Annotated in this window: 20 protein-coding genes; all 20 read right to left on the bottom strand. The window is 45.0% G+C overall.

The genetic code is table 11. The features are described 5' to 3' along the window. Positions 1–13: 13 nt before the first annotated feature. Entirely contained in the window at positions 14–892 is an 879-nt protein-coding gene (locus tag DWW70_RS13370) for a glycosyltransferase family 2 protein (RefSeq protein WP_118650036.1), read from the bottom strand. Next, positions 889–1986, bottom strand: a complete 1098-nt coding sequence (locus DWW70_RS13365) for a glycosyltransferase (RefSeq protein ID WP_118016835.1) — start codon at positions 1984–1986, stop codon at positions 889–891. The genes DWW70_RS13370 and DWW70_RS13365 overlap by 4 nt, the downstream gene beginning before the upstream one ends. Continuing rightward, positions 1986–2918, bottom strand: coding sequence for an NAD-dependent epimerase/dehydratase family protein (locus DWW70_RS13360; protein WP_118016836.1), 933 nt, complete (start codon positions 2916–2918; stop codon positions 1986–1988). The genes DWW70_RS13365 and DWW70_RS13360 overlap by 1 nt, the downstream gene beginning before the upstream one ends. 59 nt (positions 2919–2977) lie before the next feature. Then, positions 2978–3586 (bottom strand): dTDP-4-dehydrorhamnose 3,5-epimerase, encoded by a 609-nt coding sequence (gene rfbC, locus DWW70_RS13355; RefSeq protein ID WP_118016837.1) that lies wholly within the window; start codon positions 3584–3586, stop codon positions 2978–2980. A gap of 115 nt (positions 3587–3701) precedes the next feature. Further along, positions 3702–4613: a dTDP-4-dehydrorhamnose reductase gene (gene rfbD / locus DWW70_RS13350; protein ID WP_118650035.1), complete on the bottom strand. Its 912-nt coding sequence runs from the start codon at positions 4611–4613 to the stop codon at positions 3702–3704. Positions 4614–4690: 77 nt separating this feature from the next. Next, positions 4691–5710, bottom strand: a complete 1020-nt coding sequence (gene rfbB / locus DWW70_RS13345; RefSeq protein WP_118016839.1) for a dTDP-glucose 4,6-dehydratase — start codon at positions 5708–5710, stop codon at positions 4691–4693. 76 nt (positions 5711–5786) lie between these two features. Next, complete coding sequence (rfbA, locus tag DWW70_RS13340) at positions 5787–6683, bottom strand: glucose-1-phosphate thymidylyltransferase RfbA (RefSeq protein ID WP_118650034.1); 897 nt, start codon at positions 6681–6683, stop codon at positions 5787–5789. Between the two features lie 13 nt (positions 6684–6696). Next, positions 6697–8148 (bottom strand): sugar transferase, encoded by a 1452-nt coding sequence (locus tag DWW70_RS13335; RefSeq protein ID WP_118650033.1) that lies wholly within the window; start codon positions 8146–8148, stop codon positions 6697–6699. A 246-nt stretch (positions 8149–8394) separates the two neighbouring features. Beyond that, positions 8395–9165 (bottom strand): hypothetical protein, encoded by a 771-nt coding sequence (locus tag DWW70_RS13330; RefSeq protein WP_055223477.1) that lies wholly within the window; start codon positions 9163–9165, stop codon positions 8395–8397. Positions 9166–9258: 93 nt separating this feature from the next. After that, complete coding sequence (locus tag DWW70_RS13325) at positions 9259–10011, bottom strand: CpsD/CapB family tyrosine-protein kinase (RefSeq protein WP_055223475.1); 753 nt, start codon at positions 10009–10011, stop codon at positions 9259–9261. Further along, positions 10008–10826, bottom strand: coding sequence for a YveK family protein (locus DWW70_RS13320; RefSeq protein ID WP_117875240.1), 819 nt, complete (start codon positions 10824–10826; stop codon positions 10008–10010). The genes DWW70_RS13325 and DWW70_RS13320 overlap by 4 nt, the downstream gene beginning before the upstream one ends. A gap of 54 nt (positions 10827–10880) precedes the next feature. Then, positions 10881–11891, bottom strand: a complete 1011-nt coding sequence (locus tag DWW70_RS13315; RefSeq protein ID WP_118650032.1) for an LCP family protein — start codon at positions 11889–11891, stop codon at positions 10881–10883. 28 nt (positions 11892–11919) lie between these two features. Beyond that, the gene (locus DWW70_RS15350) at positions 11920–12045 is read right to left on the bottom strand and encodes a hypothetical protein (RefSeq protein WP_255415671.1); all 126 of its coding nucleotides are present in this window, start codon (positions 12043–12045) and stop codon (positions 11920–11922) included. 55 nt (positions 12046–12100) lie between these two features. After that, a complete protein-coding gene (locus DWW70_RS13310; RefSeq protein WP_117875237.1) occupies positions 12101–12814 on the bottom strand; it encodes a CpsB/CapC family capsule biosynthesis tyrosine phosphatase in 714 nt (237 codons plus the stop codon). 263 nt (positions 12815–13077) lie between these two features. Further along, positions 13078–13833: a hypothetical protein gene (locus DWW70_RS13305; RefSeq protein WP_015534754.1), complete on the bottom strand. Its 756-nt coding sequence runs from the start codon at positions 13831–13833 to the stop codon at positions 13078–13080. A gap of 131 nt (positions 13834–13964) precedes the next feature. Continuing rightward, the gene (locus DWW70_RS13300; protein WP_117875235.1) at positions 13965–14822 is read right to left on the bottom strand and encodes a TrmH family RNA methyltransferase; all 858 of its coding nucleotides are present in this window, start codon (positions 14820–14822) and stop codon (positions 13965–13967) included. Beyond that, on the bottom strand, positions 14819–16099 hold the full coding sequence (locus tag DWW70_RS13295; protein ID WP_015534752.1) for an O-acetylhomoserine aminocarboxypropyltransferase/cysteine synthase family protein: 1281 nt from the start codon (positions 16097–16099) through the stop codon (positions 14819–14821). Before DWW70_RS13295 ends, DWW70_RS13300 begins: the two co-directional genes overlap by 4 nt. A 21-nt stretch (positions 16100–16120) precedes the next feature. Next, the gene (locus DWW70_RS13290) at positions 16121–19930 is read right to left on the bottom strand and encodes an EAL domain-containing protein (RefSeq protein WP_118650031.1); all 3810 of its coding nucleotides are present in this window, start codon (positions 19928–19930) and stop codon (positions 16121–16123) included. A gap of 451 nt (positions 19931–20381) precedes the next feature. Further along, positions 20382–22706: an alpha-galactosidase gene (locus DWW70_RS13285; protein ID WP_118650030.1), complete on the bottom strand. Its 2325-nt coding sequence runs from the start codon at positions 22704–22706 to the stop codon at positions 20382–20384. 386 nt (positions 22707–23092) lie between these two features. Further along, entirely contained in the window at positions 23093–24790 is a 1698-nt protein-coding gene (locus DWW70_RS13280; protein ID WP_118650029.1) for an alpha-glucosidase, read from the bottom strand. Positions 24791–24795 lie beyond the last annotated feature (5 nt).

Below are 24795 nucleotides of genomic sequence, written 5' to 3'. Positions count from 1 at the left end.
TTATTGGTCACTTCTATATTTTCTTAAAGATTACTAATATTATGAAAAGAAAATCTACTGACAAACAACCTGTTTTAATGCATTTATTTTTTATAATATTTATTAACCTTCTTTTTTCGTCTCCTAACACATTGACTACTTCTAAGGCCTCTCTCGTCATTACGGTTGAATACATACTAGCAAGTTCCTTTGCCATGATATCTCTATGATATGATTCATTTCTAAACTTACTCCATCTATTTTGAGCTTTTAAGATTGGATTTTTTTCTGCTCCCAATACATTATTTCCGTGCTGGCGATAATTCATATGAGGCTTTTGATCATATAAAGAAACTCCACCAATCGATAAACAAACTAAATTAACCCACCAATCATGCATCGGAGCATACTCTGGCAAATTATTTTTAAGATATTTCATCAATTGTTTATTAAACACCATTGTGCATCCCGTACAATAATTTTTTACAAACGCCGCCCCTAGAGTTGTCTTTGGATTATCATCCTCACATTTTAAAAATGCTAAATTTGCATCTACCAGTCTTGTATTTGATGCATAAACTGCTGGTTTAGAATCGCACTTTTCTAATTTATTTATTGCGATTACCAACTTATCACAATCCCAAACATCATCTTGATCCGCAAATGAATAGTAATCATATTCCCCTGATTTATTTATCAACTCAAAAAAGCTTTTACAAACACCTATATTTGAGCCTTTTATTATATCAATATTTTCATACCCCTCTAATATTTTTATAGTGTCATCCTTAGAACCATCATCTCGGACCAAAATATGAACATCTACACCTTCTTGTGCTATTATGCTATCAAGCTGCTCTTTTAGATATTTTTCACCATTGTATGTTGATAACAAGACTTGAACTTTTTTCATTTTAATAACTCCTCATAATAAGTAAGTAACTTTTTTGCTTCTGTAACCGAATCAAATCCTGCAACCCTTATCTCTTTGCTATGATCTGCTCTTTGTATTTTTTCAATCCTATTTATAACCCTTTCTGCCCAATACATAGGTTTCTTTTCTAGCGAAATAAATTCTCCTAAATCATCACATGGACTCGATTCTTTAGGAATTTCACTTGAAAAAAACATTGGCAATCCACAGCATTCAGCCTCAACACCAACAACTGGCAATCCTTCATATAGTGAAGGCAATAAAAAACAGTCCATTGCATTATAAAATTGTCTAATATCCTCTCTTCTCCCTAAGTAAAGAACTTTATCATCTATTCCATATTCTTTTATTTTAGAGAGCATTTCTTCTCGCAAATCACCATCGCCAATAATTACAAGTTTTGCTTTTCCCTCAAGTTTAGTGATCTCATTAAATATATCAATTATAAAAAGTGTATTTTTTTGAGCCGTCAATCTGCCAATATGTCCAATCACAACATTATTCTTTAATCCAAACTCTTCTCTGCATTTTTCTCTAAGTTCTGGGGCAAATCTATTTTCGTCGGCATTTATAACTGTTTTAAAAACAGCTACTTTTCCTTCATCATATAACTTTCCAAACTGCCATTTTCCGCACACGTCTCCATTTGCCATATAGTGTGTTGAAAAACACCTTGAAAAAGGTTTTAGAATATTTTTAAGAATTGTTTTTTTATCTGCCTTATGCGCCATGGATATACTCTCATTAATACGCACTTTCACGCCAGCTCGCCATGCTGCATATAACCCAAAGACATTCATAGTTCCATTATAGCCGTGTGCAATTTTATAGTTATTATCCTTGCATATTCTTTTAATTTCACGTATGTTTGCAAATATATTTTGATATCTTGGCACTATAAAGACTCTTCCGCCTAATTCTTCTATTTCTTCCGTTGGAATAGCATTTGAGTCATCATCGCAAATAAAATCAAACTGAATCTTGTCTCTGTCTATATGCCTATAATATTCCATGACCAGATTTTTTTTCCCCCCAGAATGCATCTTGCCCATAATAACAGCTATTCTTTCCATTACAATAATTCCTCTTTCATAAACTTTGCGGTTCTTTTAATTCCTTCTTCTAAGCTAATCGGATTTAGTTTTCCATAGTATTTTTCATACCTACTTATATCTAAATAATTAACAGGAACATCTACCGTTCTTCCCGCTCTATATACAATTTTCAATTCTATTCCTAATGCTTTCTCTATCGTTAAGAGCAATTCTTTAATAGATGTTCCATAACCACATCCCAAATTAAATGTATGGTGCTTGTTTTCTCCATTAACAACTTTGATTATCGCATTTATAGCATCATCAATATATATATAATCTCGTACAACAGAACCGTCACCATATACCTGAATTTCTTCTCTCTTAATTGCCTTATATGTAAATGTCGTCACAGCCCCAAGAACCCCATTAGGACGTTGATATGGACCATACGGATTTGCCAATCTTATAATTCTATAGTCTAAACCATACATATAATTATATAAATATAATAATTTCTCTATAGTTATCTTTTGAATACCATAAGATGATATGGGATTTGTCGGGGTTTCCTCTGATAAAGGACATGTTGCCTCTTTACCATATACAGTTCCTCCAGAGGAAATAAAAACAACTTTTTTTACACTATGTTCAACACATGCATCAAATAAATATGATGAAAATAAAACATTGGCCTGAATATCAAGGCTAATATGTTGATTTGATGTTGTTGGAACATTTGAACTTACAAGATGATATACTATATCTTGACCATCAAGGATACTAAAATCCATCTTCTCATCCAATGATGCTTCTTTAATAGTTACATTTTCAAGACATTTTTTTTCTATATTAACAAAATACTCTTTGTTTTTATCAACAAGTGTAATTTTATCATCCTTGTTCTTTGAAAGATTGAAGGTTAAATTGGTTCCTATAAATCCAGCCGCGCCCAAAATGAGTATATTCATTGTCAGATCTCCATTTCTATGACTTTAATCGCATAAATATATATAACCACTATATCTTCCTAGAATTTAAACGTATCCTTCATACCACTCCACATCTGATCCTTATCACTCAAATTAAGTCTAGTACCATCCTTCAACGCATAGCCTTCAGCACTGGCACTGCCCTTATACTCACCAACAACCTCTGGCCATTCAATTTCTATCTCCGGATCATTCCATGCCATACCGCCCTCATCGTTTGGATGCCAGAAATCATTCACCTTATAACAGAACTCTGCTTCATCAGAAAGCACAAGGAATCCATGTGCGAATCCCTCAGGTATGAGGAACTGTTTCTTATTCTCAGCGGAAAGTCGTACACCATACCATTTACCATAAGTTTCAGAATTACTTCTGAGATCCACAGCCACATCGAACACTTCTCCACGCACAGCTCTTACCAGCTTACACTGTGGATAGTTCTTTTGGAAGTGAAGCCCTCTGAGAACACCCTTGGTTGACATAGACTGATTGTCCTGTACAAACTTCACATCTATTCCAGCTTCCTTCATATCTCTCTCATTATAAGTCTCCATGAAGTATCCTCTGCTGTCGCCATGTACTGCCGGTTCGATGACACACAGACCTTCTATACCGCCTACATTCTTTTCAACCTTTATCTGTCCCATTGTATCTATACCTCTTATTTCCTTAATACTCTATTATGGAGCAGACGCATTTAAGACGCTTGCGCGTGGCGTCTGCGTAATCATCAGGACTCCTCCCGCTAACGCGGGTCCCTCCTCATGATAAATCTTTAATATATCTGCTAACCGCATCCTGCCATGTAGGAAGTGGCGTAAACCCAGTCTCTGCAAGTTTCTTCTTGTCAAGTCTGCTGTTGTACGGCCTTGCCGCTTTTGAAAGTCCATACTCCTCTGTTGTAACAGGTGTCACCTTTGTGCTGTATCCAGCCTGTCTATATATCTCACATGTGAAATCATACCAGCTGATATACCCACCTTCATTGGTTGCATGATAGTAGCCATACTTCTCAGTCTCATTCATATCCACAAGAAGCCTCGCTAGATCCAGCGTATAAGTAGGTGTTCCTATCTGGTCACATACTACTCTCACCTCATCATGAGTCTTCCCTACAGAGAGCATTGTCTTGATGAAGTTCTTTCCATTGAGACCGAACACCCAGGCTATTCTCACTATGAAATACTTATCAAGCAATTCAGATACCGCAAGTTCACCCTCAAGCTTTGTCTGTCCATACACATTGAGCGGTGCATAGTCCTTACAGTCCGGCTCCCATGGTATATCTCCCTGACCATCAAACACATAATCCGTACTGGTATATGTCATCTTGCAGGAAAGCTTTTTACACACCTCTGCAATATTTCTTGTTCCACCGGCATTGATAGCACGAACCTTGTCTATATTCTCTTCGTCTTCTGCAGCATCCACCGCAGTCCACGCCGCACAGTGGATAACTGCATCAGGCTTAATCTCTGATACTATCTTTTCTACAGCAGCCTTGTCAGTGATGTCGAGCTGCACATAGTCAGCCTTAGTCACTAGTGATCCGTCATCCACGCCACTATATGCAGGCTGTATATCAGAACCAACTCCCTCATATCCGCGATTCAGAAGTTCATTCATCACGTCATGTCCCAGCTGACCGCCAACACCTGTTACAAAAAATTTCATTTCCAACCTCCATGATAATTGACTTTTATTATTCATATTACATATACGCTCTGCGGTGGTATTGTAATATAAATCAATTATCTATTGCTATACATCTTCTCATAGTAGTTCTGGTACTCACCTGATATTATTGTCTCCCACCACTCACGGTTGTCCAGATACCACTGTATTGTCTTCTTGATTCCGTCCTCGAACTTCGTCTCTGGAAGCCATCCAAGCTCGTTGTGGATCTTTGTAGGGTCTATGGCATATCTCATGTCATGTCCCTTCCTGTCTCCCACATGGGTGATAAGGCTTTCTGGCTTGCCAAGCTCTTTACATATGATCTTCACTATATCTATATTCTTCTTCTCATTGTGTCCACCTACGTTGTAGACCTCTCCTACTCGTCCCTTATGGATGATAAGGTCTATCGCCTTGCAGTGATCCTCCACATAGAGCCAGTCGCGCACGTTTAATCCCTCTCCATATACTGGAAGCGGCTTATCTGCCAAAGCATTGGCTATCATAAGTGGTATAAGCTTCTCTGGAAAGTGATATGGACCATAGTTATTCGAACATCTGCTGATAGTAACAGGAAGTCCATATGTTCTGTGATATGCAAGAACAAGCAGGTCTGCTCCAGCCTTGGAGCTGCTGTATGGTGAGCTTGTATGTATTGGAGTCTCCTCTGTGAAGAAGAGATCTGGTCTGTCAAGTGGAAGGTCACCATATACTTCATCGGTACTTACCTGATGATATCTCTGTATACCATACTTTCTACATGCATCCATCAGTGTGGCTGTTCCTATGATATTTGTCTGAAGGAATATCTCTGGGTTCTCTATGGATCTGTCCACATGGGACTCAGCAGCGAAGTTCACAACCATATCTGGATGTTCCTCTTCGAACAGCTTATATACGCCCTCTCTATCACATATATCAAGCTTCACGAATCTGAAGTTTTGATTGTCCATCACCGGCTCAAGAGTTGACAAATTGCCCGCATATGTAAGCTTGTCAAGACATACGATTCTATAATCCGGATACTTCTTAAGCATGTGGAATACGAAGTTGCTTCCTATAAATCCTGCTCCACCTGTTACTATAATTGTCATAATTCTCCTCCTCGCATTTGCCTCTTACTTCTTTTTCTATCTTTGTACCTGAGCAAATGCTCAATGTATCTATATTCTAATAAAGGTGCTCCTGATACTTGCCATCAAGGACATCTTTAAGATATTGTCCATACTGATTCTTCTTCAGCACTTCATATACCTTAAGAACCTCTTCCCTGCTGATCCAGCCATTCAGGTATGCTATCTCCTCAAGGCATGCTATCTTTCTGTGCTGATGCTGCTCCACAGTCTTTACGAAATTAGTAGCATCCACCAGACTCTCATGTGTTCCTGTATCAAGCCATGTGAACCCCTGTCCTAGGAGTTCCACGTTCAGATCACCATTCTCTAGATATATCCTGTTCAGATCAGTGATCTCCAGCTCTCCTCTGGCCGATGGCTTAAGACCCTTCGCATACTCCACAACTCTGTTGTCATAGAAGTAAAGTCCGGTCACACAGTAGTTGCTCTTCGGCTTTTCCGGTTTCTCCTCTATGGATATGGCCTTGCCGTTCTCATCAAACTCAACTATGCCAAACCTCTCCGGATCGTCCACATAATATCCGAACACTGTAGCGCCCTTGCCACCTTCAGCATTTGCGACAGCTTCATTGAGTCTCTTCTTGAGTCCGTGACCCGCGAATATGTTATCTCCCAGAACCATAGCCACACTGTCATCTCCGATGAAATCCGCACCAATTATGAACGCCTGCGCGAGTCCGTCAGGTGATGGCTGTACTGCATATGACAGTTCTATTCCGAACTGATGTCCATCGCCTAGAAGTGCTTCAAATCTCGGCGTATCCGCTGGAGTTGAGATGATAAGAATCTCCCTTATTCCCGCATTCATAAGTACAGACAGTGGATAGTATATCATCGGCTTGTCATATATCGGCAGGAGCTGTTTGCTCGTCACCATCGTAAGTGGGTACAATCTTGTGCCGGAACCTCCGGCGAGTATGATTCCTTTCATCTATCTTCCTCCTCTACTTCGACCCTTCCCTACCAAGCACAACCTTGATAGTCTTCAGCACAATCTTCACATCAAGTCCAAAGCTCCAGTTCTCTATATACTCCGTATCCAGTCTCACAACCTCCTCGAAGTCAGTTATGTCACTTCGGCCACTCACCTGCCACATTCCGGTGATTCCAGGTTTCGTTGCAAGACGGCTCTTGTGGTGCATCTCATACTGCTCCACCTCAGAGATGAGAGGTGGTCTTGTTCCAACCAGTGAGAGATCCCCTTTCAGCACATTGAAGAACTGTGGGAACTCGTCTATGGAGAAGTCCCTGATATACTGGCCGATTCCCTTCTTCTTGGTGCCGTCCGACAGGATCTTGTTGCCTATGACTCTCGGATCAAAGTCCATCTTGAACATCTTAGAATCGCTCATGGTGTTCTGCGCCATGAGTTCCTTCTTGCGCTCCTCAGCGTCCATGTACATGCTTCGGAACTTGTACATCTTGAATATCTTGCCATTAAGTCCCACTCTCTCCTGCTTGAAGAAGATCGGTCCTGGGGACTTGATGTATATGATAGGTCCTATAAATATGGTGAGGATGAGCGTGAATATGCTGCCCACCAGACCTCCTATTATATCTGCCGTTCTCTTGAGCAACATCTGCTTTGGTGTTGCGTAGTTCATCATGGTCGTGACCACGGTCTCACCATTTATCTTCTGGATGAGCTGCTTGTCGCCGTGGGTCCTCACGATGGATGATATGCACATGTGAACTGTGATGCCGCCCTCGATAAATGCGTCTATCAGGGTGTTCGCATATCCGTATGCTCCACGCACATCCACGTATATCTCGTCCACCCATGCGGTTCTCACATAATCAACTGCACTGTTGTAATCCGCCACCACCGGCACTCCCTGGATCTCCTGACCGATGAGATTGGCATCTATCACCATGACTCCTACTATATCAAACCCGGAGTAGTTCTTCTCCTTGAGGCCTGCCACCACTTCATCTGCTACATGTCTGGTGGTCATGACCAGGAGCTTCTTGCCCTTGCCATGCTCTGCATATTTCGCGAGATGCTTCTTCCACAGGCTCCTCACTGCAAATGTAGCATATACGTATATGGCCCACATGAGCAGTATAGTAGTTCTGGAATATATAGATGTATCCTTGAGGACAAACACATACAGAAGGAGCAGTGCAACTATCACGAAACCGTTCTTGAAGCTGGATATGAATTCCTTGAAGTATCCTCTTCTGATGACGCCCTCATATGTATTCAGAAATATCATGGCTACTATATCCGCCAGCTCCGTGATGATAGCCAACGCGAGATAGTCTCTGTTCGCATACGGATTTACCATGCCGTGTCTGATCTGGAATGCCACAAGAAATGACAATTGAAGTACTATAAGATCCAGCAGCATGAAGTCAAAGTGCTTCAGCCAGCCTTTTGCGCCTTTCTGATACATAATTTTCTCTCCTCATCCTCTGTCGTCAGGGTCATATTTGTGCCCGCATGACCCGGTCTGTTGATTCATACATGAAATGACTCAGCCCGTGTGATTGTCGGCTGAACCTTTTCATCTGTAAACCATGATACGCATTAAATGGTCTGTTATTTATCACCCACACTGGCGGCGCGGAACGTCCTGTGGCATGGACATTCGTTTTGCGCCACCGGCTAGGGCTTGGAACTATTTAACATAGCAGGTTGATTATTTAACCTTGTAAATAATTGACTTGCTGTATGCCTTGTAGTTCTTTGTTGCAGCAACCTTAACAGTGATTCTTACCTTTGTGCCCTTCTTGACACCCTTACCAACAGTAATCTTGCCATTCTTAACCTTGACCTTCTTATTGGCTGACTTGTAAGTAACCTTTGCCTTTGCCTTAACACCAGATACAGTGATCTTCTTCTTAGAAGCATTTACCTTAACCTTAACAGACTTCTGAGCAGCCTTGTTAATTGTGTAGTAAATTGTCTTTGTACCCTTGTAGTTGTTGATACCCTTTACGGTAATCTTATACTTGCCAGCGTTCTTAGCCCTAGTTACACCAGTAATCTTGTAATCAGTACCTCTCTTAAGAACTGTGTTACCATACTTAACTGTAACCTTGGTTGTCTGATTCTTAGCATTGTATGTCTTTGCAGCAGCAGTAGCCTTGTAGCTCTGCTGTGCGTTAACTGTGTACTTAACTGTTGTATCGCCTGAATAGTTACCTATTCCCTTGATCTTAACTGTGTATGTACCAGCCTTTGTTGCCTTAAGGCTTCCTGAAACGACTTTGAAATCCTTGTTCAGGGTAAGTGTCTTACCGTTAACAACAATTGTTGTTGTCTGGCTCTTTGCATTGTATGTAAGCGACTTTGCTGTAGCAGACTTAACGTTTACCTTAGTTGGTGATGATGTAGCTGCAAATGCAACTGTTGGCACCATCATTGCGATACATACAACTATAGCCAAAAGCTTCTTTAAATTCTTCACAACAAATTCCTCCTTCCCAAAAAGTTCTATTGTATTGAATATATGATAAAACGCCCTGCACGCCACTATACATGGCGTTATATCCAAAGTGAATTATTTTGACGGGGTGCTGTCGCTGGCGGCTGCAGCCTCTTTGCCGTAAGTGCCATAACCATAGCCGTACTGGCTATAGTATTTGCCATACTTGCCGTAGTATTTCTTGTATGCTCTCCCCGTTGTCTGGGCTCTGTTGAGTATGACTCCAAGCAGCGTACAACCTACCTGGTCAAGCTGCTGGAATGACTGTTTGATGAGACTTCTTGATGTCTCACCTGCTCTGACTACCAGAGCTGCGCCATCGCACAGTGATGCGATCTGAGCGGCATCCGCCACACTGCCAAGCGGTGGCGAGTCTATAATGACATACCTATATGTCTCTGCCAGCTTGTCAAGAAGCTCTGCAAATCTAGCATCCTCCAGAAGAGCCGATGGATTCTCCAGAAGGTTCATACAAGGTACGATGTATGCATTTTCTACCTGTGTTTCATAGATGACATCCTCCATCTCGGACTGTCCCGAAAGGAAATATCCAAGATCCGGAAGCTTGTCAGCATCCTTTATGTGATGTCTGTCCTTTATGACTGACTTACGAAGATCCACATCCACCAGCACTGCAGGGAATCCTGCCTCAGCGAGCATCTTCCACAGGTTGATCGCTACGCTGCTCTTGCCCTCATTTGGCATGCTGCTGGTTATGAGTATCTTTCTTGTGTTCTTGCCACAGAACTTTATGTTGATCCTGAGACGGTTCATCGCCTCCTCCACTGCATATGGGAGTTCCTGAAACTCTATGTTAAGCTTCTTCATGCTCTGACCCTCTCTTTCCTGTTATGTTTCTTTCCAGGCTCTTCATCTGAATCGTCTGTTCTGAACTGGTCGCTCTCAGGTATTGTCGTGAGCGGTACTATTCCGAAATACTTCTCCATGTCGTCTGCTGAGTGGATCGTGTCATCCATCAGGTATCCCACAATGACGATCAGGCAGTAGATGAGTGCTCCAAGCAATGCACCTATGGCGGTGTACTTAAGGTAGCTTGGTCCGACCTTCTGGTCTGCTACCCTTGCAACCTGGGCTATGTTAGGTGCGCTTGTGCTCATGGTATCCGGGAGATACTCTATCGACACGTTCGCCAGTGTATTTGCAATGTCACATGCCTGCTGCTTGTCAGTGCTTGTGACCGTGATCTTCAGGACTCGTGTGTCTGAAGGATTCTCAAGGGTTATCATCTTGGCAAGCCTCTCTGAGTCCATATCAAGGCCGAGCTTTTCGATGACCTGGTCGAGAACCGGATAGCTGAGTATCAGGTCTTCGTAATCCTTGGTAAGGGATGAACCGATGTTAAGGTCCTGGAGATTTACTATGGAATCATCTGATGCTGATACCACGTACAGCTTGGCTGTCGACTGGTATGTCGGCTTGATCAGGAAGTATGCAAATGCGTTGAACAGCACCGCACCGATCAGGAAGCACAGTATGATGTATGGGAGCTTCTCAAGAAGCGCCATTCCCATGTCCAGGAGATCGATCTCGTTTTCATCATCCTCTGTATTCTTGTATGTGTTCACTGCGGCTATCTGTGTGGTCTTATCCTGCACAGCAGCCATTTTCTTGTTGGAATTCATATATTCCCTCCATCCGTTTTTTGTATCTATATCCCCTGCATCAAATGTGTGATGCTAGTTATATTCCTTGTAGAACAGCTCTACGATCGCCTGCTGAAGGCTGTCCGCATCCGGCTCCACCTCGACAAATCCGAGATCATCTATGGTCTCTGTTCCTTCTATTGACACCGTTCCGGCGTCCTTATCCTTGAGAACAAGGAGTGCCAGCTTGGAGAATTTCTGTGAGCTGATATCTGTCACCATGTAATCTCCCAGGGCGTCATATATGGTCAGTGGATATGTGTTATCCTCGCTGCACTTTGCCGCCAGGTTATCCTTGAGTCCTGCCTTGTACACCTCCTGACGCTTCATTCGCTGGGTGTTGGATTCATCTCCCACATCGAATCTGTCATGGATAAAATGTACTGCCTGCTCATCGGTCAGTGTGATGGTCTCTCCCTGCTTCATTGTCTTATCCACCTTGGAGAAATCATCCTCTATGGTAACCGTGACTCCGCCAGCCAGATTGTTGATGGTTCCTATGGCCCCCATATTCACCGCTGCGTATCCGTCTATCTTCTGGCCGCCAAGGAAGTTTGACACCGCCTTGACCACGTTCTCGCAGCTTATCTCCATTCCGTCACCATTCTCATGTGCCAGAGCAAGCTGTGCCGGGCTCGTTGCAACGTAGGTTCCGTCGGGATCCAGTGTATCCTGCTCCACTATGGTATTTCTGTCTATGCTCAGCGTCTTGTATGTTCCATCTGTCAGGTCTCTGACCATCAGCATGACCACATCGCATCGGCCTGCCCCCTCATAATCGGTGACTTTCTGAACCTTGCCCATGTTGTCGATTCCCATAAAAAGATATGTTTCTATATTCTTCTTGGGAACGTATTTGACTCCGTCCACCTCAATCATGCCTTCGACCGCCTGTGTGCCCGATGCATTGTGTGATGCATTTCCTTTTGTCGGTCTGAGTGCTATCGCCAGTGCAATGCATACGACCAGTATGGCTGTGATCACAAGTCCAAGCTTCTTGTATATTCTCTTTTTTTCTGATAGTGTTCTGTTCCTGTATGACATATGTATCACCTCTTCGGAATGTAATGTGCTATCTCAGAACGTCCAGCATAAGCAGGTCTGTTCCCGCTGTAGGCCACTTCTTCTCGCACACAATAAGACCACACAGTATTATGAACAGCACAATACTGATGATTATCGCTGTCTTCTTAGACATGTTGTTGTCCTCCATCTATCTGTTTATCTTTTACATGTTTCGTTGTTATTGCTGATTATGGGTGTATCTGATGTTCTTTCAGGAGCTTTGTTCCGTAGCTGTCCATGTTCTCTAGGAATTCATGTCCCAGCTTCTTCTCCAGCACCTCGCGGCCAAGCCACAAGTTCGGCACCCTGTGATGCATACCATGGCAGTCGCTTCCTATGATGTGTACCTGTCCTTTCTTGAACATCTTGAGCATTTTGCCCTTCTGTCTGAAATCCAGAAGTGTCGCCGCATTCACCTGCACCGTAACTGGCAGTTCAAGGATCTGTCTCACATATGGCTTGTTGCCTGGTATCTGTAAGAATCGCTCTATATGAGCTAGTATGATATGGAAATGTCTCTTCTCAATTAAGTCTCGTACTTCCTGCACTACCGAATTACTCCATGTCACAAACGGCATCTCCAGCAACATGATATCAGTTCCTTCTACTTTTAGTGCGTCCGTTTTCTCCGCTCTGCTTATTCCTGCAAAAAACGCGACCTCTGCCCCCATTATAATCTGCGGTATGTCCATATTCTCAGCCATGACTTTATCATATGCTTTCTGTCTTGAATCAATGAACCTCTCCACAGTATTTGAATCAGCATAAAAGTGCGGCGTCGCTATCATAATATCAACGCCGTGCTCTTTGCACATCCGAAGCATGCCTATAGATGTCTCGACATTCCTGCTGCCGTCGTCTATACCCGGCAGTATGTGTGAATGAAAATCTATAACACCCATGTTTTCCTCCTGTTTTCTTTATAAAAAACTATAAATATTTATATAGGGAAATTCTTTATACATGCTCACCCCCTAATTTAACAGTTTCTTCACAATTTTTCAATTCCATTTGCGATTTAAAATCGACAAAAATCCTCGTTGATTTTTTGCTTAACTATACAATTTGTATAAACCACTTTATTTTCTTAATCCAATTTCTTCCATAATAAAAAAGCGGAATATGATATTTCATATCCCGCCGTGTCAATCTCTTCTTTATTCTATTATACATACATCTCCGAGCCGTTGCCCAGGCAGTATATTCCAAGCTGTCCGCCCTTGCCGCACCCGCAGTCGATGGCAACGTTGTTGTTCTTCTTAACGATCTTGCCCTCACCGCCGAGCTCTGTGGTTGGCACATGTCCAACAACGAGTGTTCTGTTCTTGTAATATGTCTTGTCCAGGTCTGCTGGCTCTGTGATGAAGTCCTCTGTGTCGTACTCATCCAGTTCCTTCTTCGGATCGAAGTTTCTTATTCCGGCGTGAACCAGCACAAATTTCTTTCTCGCCATCATCACTTCGAGGAACGCTTCCTCAGAAATCTCATCTATATACTCTATGACATCCTCACGCTCTTCATCGTCAAGCTGCAGGAACTCCTCCACCGCACCTGAGAGTTCTTCTCCAAGCATGGATGTTATCTTGTCTACCAGCATCTGTGGTGGCACCTCACCTGTGGACTGGATATGGTCATTCAGTGCCTTGAGTGCCTGTGTGATCTTGTACTCGTTCTCACCGACAACTGCGATGACATTATCTCTGCTCATCATATCCTGAAGTATCTTCATGGATCCGCCGCCTGCTCCGATTATATTGCCAAGGACATACAGGACATCCTCGCCCTCAAGGGTGCTGATGACTGCCTCCTCGTTCATGATGTCCTCTTCCTTTATATCGTCAAGGTTCTGAAACTTAAGTTTCTTGAGTGCTCTCTTGTATGCCTCATAATCCCCGTTAATTCCTGAAATAGCATAAAACATGTCTATCATCCTCCTAAGTCTTTTCCTTCTGCCGACTATGAGCCTGTCTGTTCACGTCCTGACTATTATAACATATTTTCCATATCCTGTAGATATGTATGCGTATTTTTTGAGGGATGTTTTTCGACGTTTTACGAGCGTCTGCCAAGTTCCCAGAATGCCACGGCACTGGCTGCAGCCACATTCAGGCTGTCCGCTCCGTGATACATTGGTATCTTCACTGTGTAGTCGCTGGAATCTATGGTCTCTGTCTTGAGGCCTTCTCCCTCGGTTCCCAGTATTACTGCAAGTCTGTCGATCTGCTTCAGCTCCGGGTCGTGTATGTCTATCGTGTCATTTCTTAGCGCCATGGATGTCGTCCTGAAGCCCATACTGTGAAGTTGTTCCATCCCAAACTCCGGCCATATGCCATGATCTGCTTTATTGTGTGCAAGACCCAGGGTGTCAAATGTAATATATGTCCACGGTATCTGGAACACCGTTCCCATGCTGACCCTTGCCGCCCTCCTGTAGAGCGGGTCACTGCAGCCCGGCGTGAGCAGTACAGCATCCATCCCTAGTGCCGCCGCACTTCTAAATATCGCTCCCACATTTGTCGGGTTCATCACTTCCTCAAGCACCGCTATTCTGGCGGCATGTTCACACACGCTCTCAACAGACGGCAGCTCTGCCCTCCTCATGGCGCACAGCATCCCCCTTGTCAGGGCAAATCCCGTGAGCTTCGTGAGGACATCAAATGGTGCTGTGTATATCGGTATATCTCCGCACCGCTTTATTATATCCGCGCACTGTCCTTCCACGTGCCTGTCTTCCAATAGAATGGACACTGGCTCGTAACCCGCATCCAGTGCCCTCTCTATGACCTTTGGACTCTCAGCTATGAACAGCCCGGAAGCCGGTTCATATATGTGCGCCAGTTGATTCTCTGACATGCGCGCATATATATCAAGCTCGGGTGCCGAAAGGTCGGTTATATTTATTATTCTCATATCTGTACCTTATCCAGTGCATTTTCAAGATCTGCTATTATGTCTTTTACATTCTCAATGCCCACCGACAGTCTCACAAGATCAGGACTTACTCCTGCCGCCAGAAGCTCCTCGTCATTCATCTGTCTGTGTGTAGCTGATGCAGGATGAAGAACGCATGTATGTGCATCCGCCACATGTGTTGCTATCATCGCAACCTTGAGTTCCTTCATGAAGGCCTCCGCAGCAGCTCTTCCTCCCTTGACGCCAAATGACACAACTCCACATGTGCCGTCCGGCATATACTTCTTAGCACGCTCGTAATACTTGCTGCTCTCAAGTCCAGGATAATTTACCCAGGCTATCTTATCGTGTGCCTCGAGGAACTTCGCAACCGCCAGTGCGTTCTCACAGTGACGTGGCATACGCACGTGAAGCGACTCCAGTCCAAGATTGAGCATGTACGAATTCATAGGTGCAGGTATCGGGCCGAGATCTCTCATAAGCTGTGCCACGATCTTGTTGATATATGCGCCGCCCTGGCCGAACTTCTCTGCGTATACCACTCCGTGATATGACTCATCAGGTGTGGTGAGTCCTGGGAACTTGTCTGCGTGTGCCATCCAGTCGAATTTGCCTGAATCCACGATCGCCCCACCCACGGTTGCATCATGTCCGTCCATGTACTTCGTGGTGGAGTGTGTGACTATGTCTGCGCCCCACTCTATAGGTCTGCAGTTGATCGGTGTGGCAAATGTGTTGTCCACGATGAGTGGTACTCCGTGTGCATGTGCCGCATTTGCAAATCTCTCTATATCGAATACTATGAGTGCCGGATTGGCTATGGTCTCGCCAAACACGGCCTTGGTGTTCGGTCTGAACGCTGCCTCAAGTTCCTCGTCCGAGCAGTCTGGATCCACAAATGTGAATTCCACACCCATTCTCTTCATGGTCACGGCAAAAAGGTTGAAGCTTCCTCCGTATATGGTGGATGATGCCACAACGTGATCTCCCACTCCGGCAATGTTGAATACCGAGAAGAATGTTGCTGCCTGTCCTGACGATGTGAGCACTGCTGCCGATCCCCCCTCCAGGGCACATATCTTGGCTGCCACATAGTCATTTGTCGGATTTGCAAGTCTGGTGTAGAAATATCCGCTCTCCTCAAGGTCAAACAGCTTACCCATATCCTCGCTCGTGTCGTACTTGAACGTTGTGCTCTGTACGATCGGTATCATTCTTGACTCCCCATTCTTAGGCTGGTATCCAGCCTGTATACACATAGTCTCTCTTTCCATTATCCTTTATACTCCTTTGAATTAATAGCGCTCTACTACCTTGCGCTCTATATTCTCATTGTTCAAAATGAACATGTATCTTCCATTCACCAGACGTATGTCCTGCTCTGCCGCGGATATATCTATGTTCAGTGAATTCCTGACAACCACATTCAGATCTGCATTATTGCTAGACAGCATGCCTGTGCCGTCTCTGCTTCCAAGTGCGAAGCACGCCTCGCCCTGAACCGCCAGCCTTGAGTTGGCGTCCGTCATGCGTATGTCTGCTATTCCATGGTCAGATCCCATGGCTATGCACGAATTGCCCTTAAGGTTCATGTCCACATGTGCTCTGCTTATATCTACGCTGCATCCATCTCCGTCCAGGGTTCCGACCGCCACGTATCTGTTGCCCGATCCTCTGAGCGATATGGATGTGTTCTTTATCGCGATATCTGCGTGCTGGCTCACCGAGCCGATGGCGACTCCATTTGCAGCCTCATAGGTTATGTCTATGTCCGCCTGCAGGAGATTCAGATTCACCGGGGTGCTTATGCTTCCAATAGCAACTCCGTTCTCGCCGTTGATATACAGGTCGTATCGGCCCTTCTCTATACGTATATCTCCTCCGAGTCCGGCGCCTATTGCCACTCCGTTCACACCGTTTGTTTCTATATTAATGGCGCCCTCCTGCTTGAACTTCATGACTCCATGCTTTGAATGAATGTCATTGCCTATTCCGTAATAGCTGTTACCGTTGACGCGGACCATTATATCACCATCTCCGATAAATGTCACTCTGGACGACTCCGGTATCTTTATTCCGCCATTCCTGCAGAAATTCTTACCCTCAAGCACGATGTGCAGATCCGTATTCTCACCGCAGTCTATACAAGGCTTGTCGCGGTCGCCCGAGAAGCTTACGTTCTGCAGCACTATGGTTCCGGTGAAACCATCCTTTATCTTGAGTGTCATATTTGACTTGAAGCCCTGTGCGCCGACTATGCGGACATTGTTGTCGCCACCGGCTCTCTGTGCCACAACTATCTCCCTGATTCCCCGGGATGCGAGCTTCAGAAGTGATGCATTTCTCTCATGCTCCATGACAAATATGCTGCTGTTCTCAGCCACCTCTTCCTGTTGGTTGTACTGAACTATCTCATTCACAACCTGTGGGGATATGAGCTGTACTACCTCCGCGTTCGGATGGGCGGTATAGTATCCCTGAATGAGATCCGCACCGAGCTGGATGACGGTCTTCATCTCCTTCGTGGTCTCAACGCCCTCCGCCAGCGCCTTGATGTCGTTGGTCGAGGTGAATTCTATTATATCCTTGACGAAATGCTGTCTGTGTGGGTCTGCATCGATCCCTGTCAGAAGCATTCTGTCTATCTTCACATACTCAGGCATATACCTGAGAAGATTGTTTACATTTGAATAGCCTGCGCCGTAGTCGTCTATAGCGATCTCCATGCCATTTCCTCTGAGGAATGCCTCGAGATCATTCAGTTCCGCATCCGACAGCTCTGCTCCCTCGGTAAATTCTATGACTATGCCTGCACACTGGAGCGTCTTCACCTTTGAAAGGAATTCTTTTCTGTCCTGTGCGTTGAGCATATGCCCCGGCATGCTGTTGATAAATACCTTCTTGCCCCTGAACATCTCAGGATTCGATGCCACGATCTCCACGACGTTGAACAGTGTGAGTTTTTCCACATCGTACAGTCTGTTCAGTCTCTCTGCACTCTCCAGAAGCTCAGGGGGTGACATTCTCATAGGAACCAGTATCCTCATAAGTGCCTCGTATGCAAATATGCCTCCGTCACGGGCACTTACTATAGGCTGGAAATGATATGTGAGCATGTTGTTGTCCAGTATCATAGCTACTATCTCATCTCTCTCCAGATCCCTGTTCGTTATCGTCGCTTTGTTGCGTCCCTTGGCATTGTTCTGTTCTTTTATGCGGTTCTTCTGGTTGACCGTATCGTTGATGAGGGTCTCCAGCTCGGCAGATGACTTGACCAGAGCCTTCTTACATCCGTAATATATACCGAGCTCGTAATCGTCCTTTCCGCCACTGTTTGCCGCCTCAAGCTTCTTCTTGAGTTCCTCGGCTATATATTCTCCCCTTGAGATATCGCCACTCTTTGCCACTGTGGCTATGACGAACTCGTCATTTCCCATCCTCATGGATATCTCGTATGGGGTAAGTATCTCATTTATCGACTGGGCAACATAGCTTAGGACTCTGTCACCCTCTGTTCTTCCGTAATTGCTGTTTATCTGGCGTGTATTCTTCAGATCCACCGCCAACACAAGTATCTCAGACTTCTCTTCAGCGGCCTGGCTTATCATGTCATTTGCCCTGCCTATGAAGCCTCTGTAGTTGTACATTCCGGTGAGACCGTCTCTTATCTGATCCGCCTCAAGCTTGTTTAGAAGTACATTGAGTCCCTGATGTCTTGCAAATGACTCCATGTCCCTGGCAACCGTCTTGATCCAGGATCTGTATACATCTTCGTACACCCTCGGCTCTGCACCGTAGTTCACCACTGCATAGCCAAAGCTTCTGTCCTGGAAGAACAATGGTGTAAATATGAACGCTGTAGGATAATCCCTGTCCTCGTACAGCTCCGGCAACAGCTTCGCAGACTCGAATACGTCGTCGTAGCGTATGTGTCTCTCTTCTTTTTCATCCGGGCCGCACTTTATCAGTCTGTATACATGATCTGTGTAACCGTGGCGAAGTGCCTCATCGCCGGTCATGACCTCCGGATTTCTCCAGTAGTCGTTCAGGCACAGATGGAAGCTCTCAAATGGTCTTATCTGGTACACGTATTCCGACACGGTGTCAAAGAATGACTCCACGCTCGTCTGCGCCACAAGGTCATCCGCCATGTTGTTGAAGCAAGAGTAGAAGCCGGTCTCTGAGAGGTCTGTCTCCCATTTGTCTCTTCTGATCCTGACTGTCTCTCGTTCCCAGCCCTCACAGCCACAGGTTCCACCTATGTACAGCTCCACATTGGACTTGAATTCCGGTACGTCATGTCCGTTGAGCTTTGCATCTATATATTTCATACAGTAGTGCCCGCAGTCATCCGCCGGTATGTCCGCAGATGTGATCGGAACAGGACTGTTTCTTCCGTCTTCTATGGAGTCATAGCCCACCACGGCTATGTCCTCGGGAACTCTTATTCCATATCTGTCAAATGCGGTGCACACTCCGATGGCCATACAGTCATTTGCACATACGATGGCATCCGGCAGATGCTCCATATCCTTCACAAGCTCGTCCACCATGTAGTCGCCGCTGTCGTACCAGTATGTTCCATAATATATCATGTCGTCCGTAACCGGCAGGTTGTGCGCCTTCATGCTGTCTATGTAACCGGCGAGTCGCTGCTTGGAGTGTATGTGCTCCTTGAGTCCGCCCAGGAAATATATGTTCTTGTGGCCGTGAACCTCTATAAGGTGATCCACGAGTTTTACTATAGGGGTATAATGATCCATCATGACCGTTGGGAATATGTTATTCTCTTTGTCGACTACCACTACCACACCATTTGCAAATTCTGACTGCAGGCGCTTCTCCAGCTTTTCTACGACTCCCGGAGTCTGTATGGTGTCCTGACACAATACCACAGCATCAAAAAGGTTAAAATTAATAAGGTTGTAGATGTTTGAATCTCCAACCTCCCTGTCTGTTGAATCCTGGTACTTCAAAAACATGGAAAATATGCAGACATCGTAATTCATATCATATGCCTGCTTCAGAAATCCCTGCATGAAGCGATTCTGTGTACTCTCTTCAACCTGTGCTGTTATAACGCATATTCTCTTCCTGTTGCTCATCTGATCATCCCCAACTGCATTTTTAAAACATTCTTTATGCAATTATATCATGTTTGCAGGCTAAAAAAAACCTTATTTATGCAATTTGACAAATGCCATAGTTTCTATCTACATTTTTAGTCTATTTTTCACCTCAAGCGCCGTGCGAGTGGTTGCAAGGCCTCCACGCGCAGTCTCCTTCAGTGTATCGGACATGTCTGCACCGATACACACCTTCACCCCCTGCCGTGTGTGAGCTCGACGGTCCAACCATTACAGGCCCCATTATGTCAAATATATTCATACTGTGTTTTCTCCTCCGATTTACGCAGGCACATCTTAACTGCCTTATTTCAATTATAGACCACGAGTGCGGTTATTTGGAATTTATTATCTTAGTTTTTTGACTCGGATATACTGTCTTTTTTCTTTTTCTGCCCGAAAAAGCAGGAAAATCTTTTCGCAAACCCGCTTACTCTGCCTTGAGCACATAGAGTCTGGAATCATAGTCTCCGCAAGGCATATCCTCTCCGACTATCTCTCCCGCCGATGTGTCGCTGGTGATGAGTCCGAGGTTCATCAGCTCATCGCCATAGCATGATGGGCCTGCGATGACATTGACTGCAGAATCCTCTCCTTTGTCTTCTGACACTTTCTCATATATCAGCTTTCCATCCGGTGTCTTGCTCACTGTGAGTGCCTGTCCTCCGAGCACATTGCAGCTATATAACGCATCAGGATCAAGGCCGTGGAGCTTCATTCTGGTGAAGCATTTGTTCGGTGTGTAGAGTGTTCTGAACCACGCAACGATGGCGGTCTTCTTATCGTCTGATACGACCATCCAGCCGCACTCCTCATCGTCAAATGGACTTGCAAGCCTGTAGAATGTTCCGTACTGGATCACCTCACGGTATGCCTTCATGAACTTGACCTGCTTCTTGACCTCATCTATCTCCTCGGCTGTGAGCTTGTTCAGATCCAGCTCATATCCAAATGTTCCAAAATATGCAGCATTTGCACGGGTCTTAAGCGGAGTCTCACGTCTTGTCTGATGATTTGGCACAACCGAAACGTGGCTTCCCATACTGCTGATCGGGTAACACATGGATGTTCCATACTGGATCTTGACTCTCTCTATGGCATCCGTGTCATCACTTGTCCAGCCCTGTGGCGCATAGTAGAGAATGCCCGGATCAAAACGTCCGCCGCCGCTGGCACATGATTCAAAGAGTACATGTGGAAATGTGCTTGTGAGTCTCTCATACAAATCGTACACACCAAGTATGTATCTGTGAAACACCTCGCCCTGTCTGTCAGCCGGAAGAGCCGCACTATAGCACTCGGTGATACTTCTGTTCATATCCCACTTCACATATGACACCTTTGCCGTGCTGAGTATCTTTGCCATCATCTCATATATTCTGTCAACGACCTCTTTTCTGGAGAAATCCAGAACATACTGGAATCTTCCGTGTGAGTCATGTCTTCCCGGAACTGAAAGTATCCAGTCTGGGTGCTCTCTGTAGAGGTCTGAGTCTTTATTTGTCATCTCAGGCTCGAACCACAGTCCGAACTTCAATCCTACCTTCTCTATATCCTCTGCAATTCCTGTGATTCCCTCCGGGAGTCTGTCTGGATTTGCCACCCAGTCTCCAAGACCTGCATGGTCTGTAGTTCTTGCTCCAAACCAGCCATCGTCAAGAACGAACAGCTCAACTCCGCACTCCTTTGCCTTCTGGGCGATGGCTATGAGCTTCTCTCTGGTAAAATCAAAATATGTAGCCTCCCAGTTGTTGATGAGGATCGGCCTTGGCTTGTCTCTCCACTCGCCTCTTGCAAGTCTCTTCTGATACAGCTTGTGGAAGGTCTGGCTCATCTTGTTGAGTCCCTGATCTGAGTATACGATGACTGCCTCAGGAGTCTGGAAATGCTCACCTGCATCGAGCTTCCAGTCAAATGTATCCGGATTTATTCCGGCAAGAATGCGGGCTGTATTTCTCGTGTCAACCTCTGCCTGTATCTTAAAATTGCCGCTGTATACAAGGCTTATTCCAATCGCCTCTCCCTGGTTCTCGTCCGTTGTCTCTCTCTTCAATGCGATGAACGGATTGTGCTCATGGGATGAATGACCACGATTACTGCCTATCGACTGTACGCCCTGCTCGAGATCCCTTGTTATTATGTGGCGCTCCCTTGCCCATGCGCCTGAGAGCTGCATCCACTGATAATCAGGATCAGGGAGATCCAGACACATACTGTAAGCAGTGGTGAGATGTACCGCCTCTGTGCCTTCATTTACATACTCCACACTCTTTGCTATGACTGGTCTGTCGCTCCATATCGTATAGAGCATTCTCGCCTTTATGCCTGTGAGTGAATCCTTCAATGTGACGATCAATGTCTCTGCCTCATCATCATTCTCTGTGTATGTTGCCGGCAATGCCTCAAGCTTTGGCTTGCCCTCATTTACCTCATGTGATACATACACAAAATCTGATATCCTGCTGCCATTTGACTGAAGGACTTCCACCATCGGCGTCCTGTAATCTGTGGTTCCGTATACAGGAAGCTCCTGCTTCACCGACTCAAGTGAGAACAACCTGTCGTCGTCATATACATACTGGAACATAGGTCTCTGGACAAGCTCCAACAGATGTGAGAAATCCTCTCTGTCCCTTATCGCCTTACCATAGTACAGATTTCCCAGATGTCCATTGGGGAGCACTGTCATGATGTAGCTTATCTCGCCATTTGTAATGTGAAATGTCTTTGTTTCTTCGTGAAAAATAATACCCATAAGTGTGACTCCTTTTCTCCATTTATTTGTCTGAGCAGACAACCTCCGTTACGCCTGTGCACTGCGCACCCTCTGCTCTAAAATCTCATGTCTGACTGCTTTTAATACAGTTATTTTAATATCTGGGAATTAGATTTTATATGGAAAAAAGTTGACCAAATATGGTACCGATAATGGTTAAGTTGGGGGATTATTCTGAACTGTGAATACGCTTTGAACATTAAGACATATCTTGCATTTAATGATCCATTCACTTTGTCTATAGATTTGAGCAATGTATCCCAAAAGTATACAGACAATAAAAAAAGCCTGAATACTGATACCAGACCAACTGTAATTTTCAATCAGTCTCCACCAATATTCAGGCTTTTTCTGCCAGCTCCGGCCTACACCGCGTACACCACAGTCTCATAAGGTCTGAGCGTACCATCGTAATCCGCATAATTACCCATAAGCACATCCGCAGTCTCAGGAATTGCATAGCCCACATCCCCACCGGTCATGTTGACAACAACATATACCGATCTGTCTGTGCTTTCTGCATTTGCTCCAGTTCCACATGCACACTCAATCTGAACCGGCTTGCGCCTGTACACTATGATTCCTGCATTATCCGTCTCCACATCCTCCAGGTCTCCGTAGATGAGAGTCTGTGTGTACTCCGAGTGATTTCTGAGCTGTATCATCGCCTTATAAAAGTTAAGCACAGAACCCTTATCAGCGCTCTCAAGCTCCACCGTCTGGAGGTCACACTGATTGTTGCATGCCAGCCATGGCTCATGCGCTGAAAATCCAAAGTTTTTTTCGCTGTTCCACTGCATTGGAAGTCTTGACTGGTCGCGGCTCCTTATATTTACGGATTCCATCGCCTCAGTCTCACTGTATCCGGCTTCAAGGCATCTCGCATACTGTCCCTTGGAATTGATATCGTCGAGCTCATCTATATTGTCAAAATGAGTGTTGATCATTCCAAGCTCCTGTCCCTGATATACAAATGGCGTACCCTTCAGGAAGAAGAACAACGCGCCAAGCGCCTTTGCCATCTGTGTCCTGTATTCAGGTATATCACCGGCTGGGAAGTATTTGCCTATACTTCTAGGCTGATCGTGGTTTTCCAGGTAATTCGCCGCCCATCCAATCTTTTTCACGAGTCTCTGATTGGTGAACAGCTTGTCCTTGAACTCCTCTATCGTCCAGTCTCTCTGGTGCAGCCAGAGATCGCCCGGATTGATATCTATGTCTGTGTAGCTGAAGTCAAATATCATGGAGAAATGTCCATCTCTTCCAATGTATTTGTCCAAATCCTTACTTGGAACTCCAGGAGTCTCTGCGACAGTCACAAAGTCTCCTCTGCCATATGTGTTAAGCTTTAACTCGTGAAGGAACTCATCTATTCCCGGCCTGTTGAGGCAGCATTTGCCAACATCGCATCTGCCGTCCTCGCCGTCTGACGGCATAGGCGGGAATGAGAGGTCTTTCTTGATAAATGTGATGGCATCCATTCGGAATCCGGCAACTCCCTTGTCGAGCCACCAGTTCATCATGTCGTAGAGCTCCTGTCTCATCTCCTCACATTCCCAGTTGAGATCCGGCTGCTCCTTCGCAAATGAATGGAAATACCAGCTGCCATCCTCAATCTGTGTCCATGTGCTTCCACCGAAATTAGATCTGAGATCTGCAAGTCCATCTATGTTGTCCTTAAATATATAGTAATTTCTGTATTTGCTGTGTCTGTCCCGGCACGCCTCCTGGAACCATCTGTGCTGGTCTGATGTGTGATTGATGACCATGTCCATGATGATCTTGATGCCATTTTCATTTGCACATCTTATAAGTTCATCCGCATCCTCTATGGTTCCAAACTCAGGATTCACATCATAGTAATCCGATATGTCATATCCGTTGTCCTTCATAGGCGACTTGAAGAATGGACATATCCACACAGCGGTCACGCCAAGTTCTTTGAGGTACGGCAATTTCTCGGTTATCCCCTTCAGATCTCCTATGCCGTCTCCGTTGCTATCATAGAAGCTTCTAGGGTATATCTGGTAAAATACCGCCTCTTTCCACCATTTTTTGTCCATATTTT

It is taken from the genome of Coprococcus sp. AF16-5, from assembly GCF_003479365.1.
Classification (GTDB): Bacteria; Bacillota; Clostridia; order Lachnospirales; family Lachnospiraceae; genus Coprococcus; species Coprococcus aceti.
The sequence above is the reverse complement of the archived record's forward strand: the minus strand, read 5'-3'. Positions and strand labels throughout refer to the sequence as shown.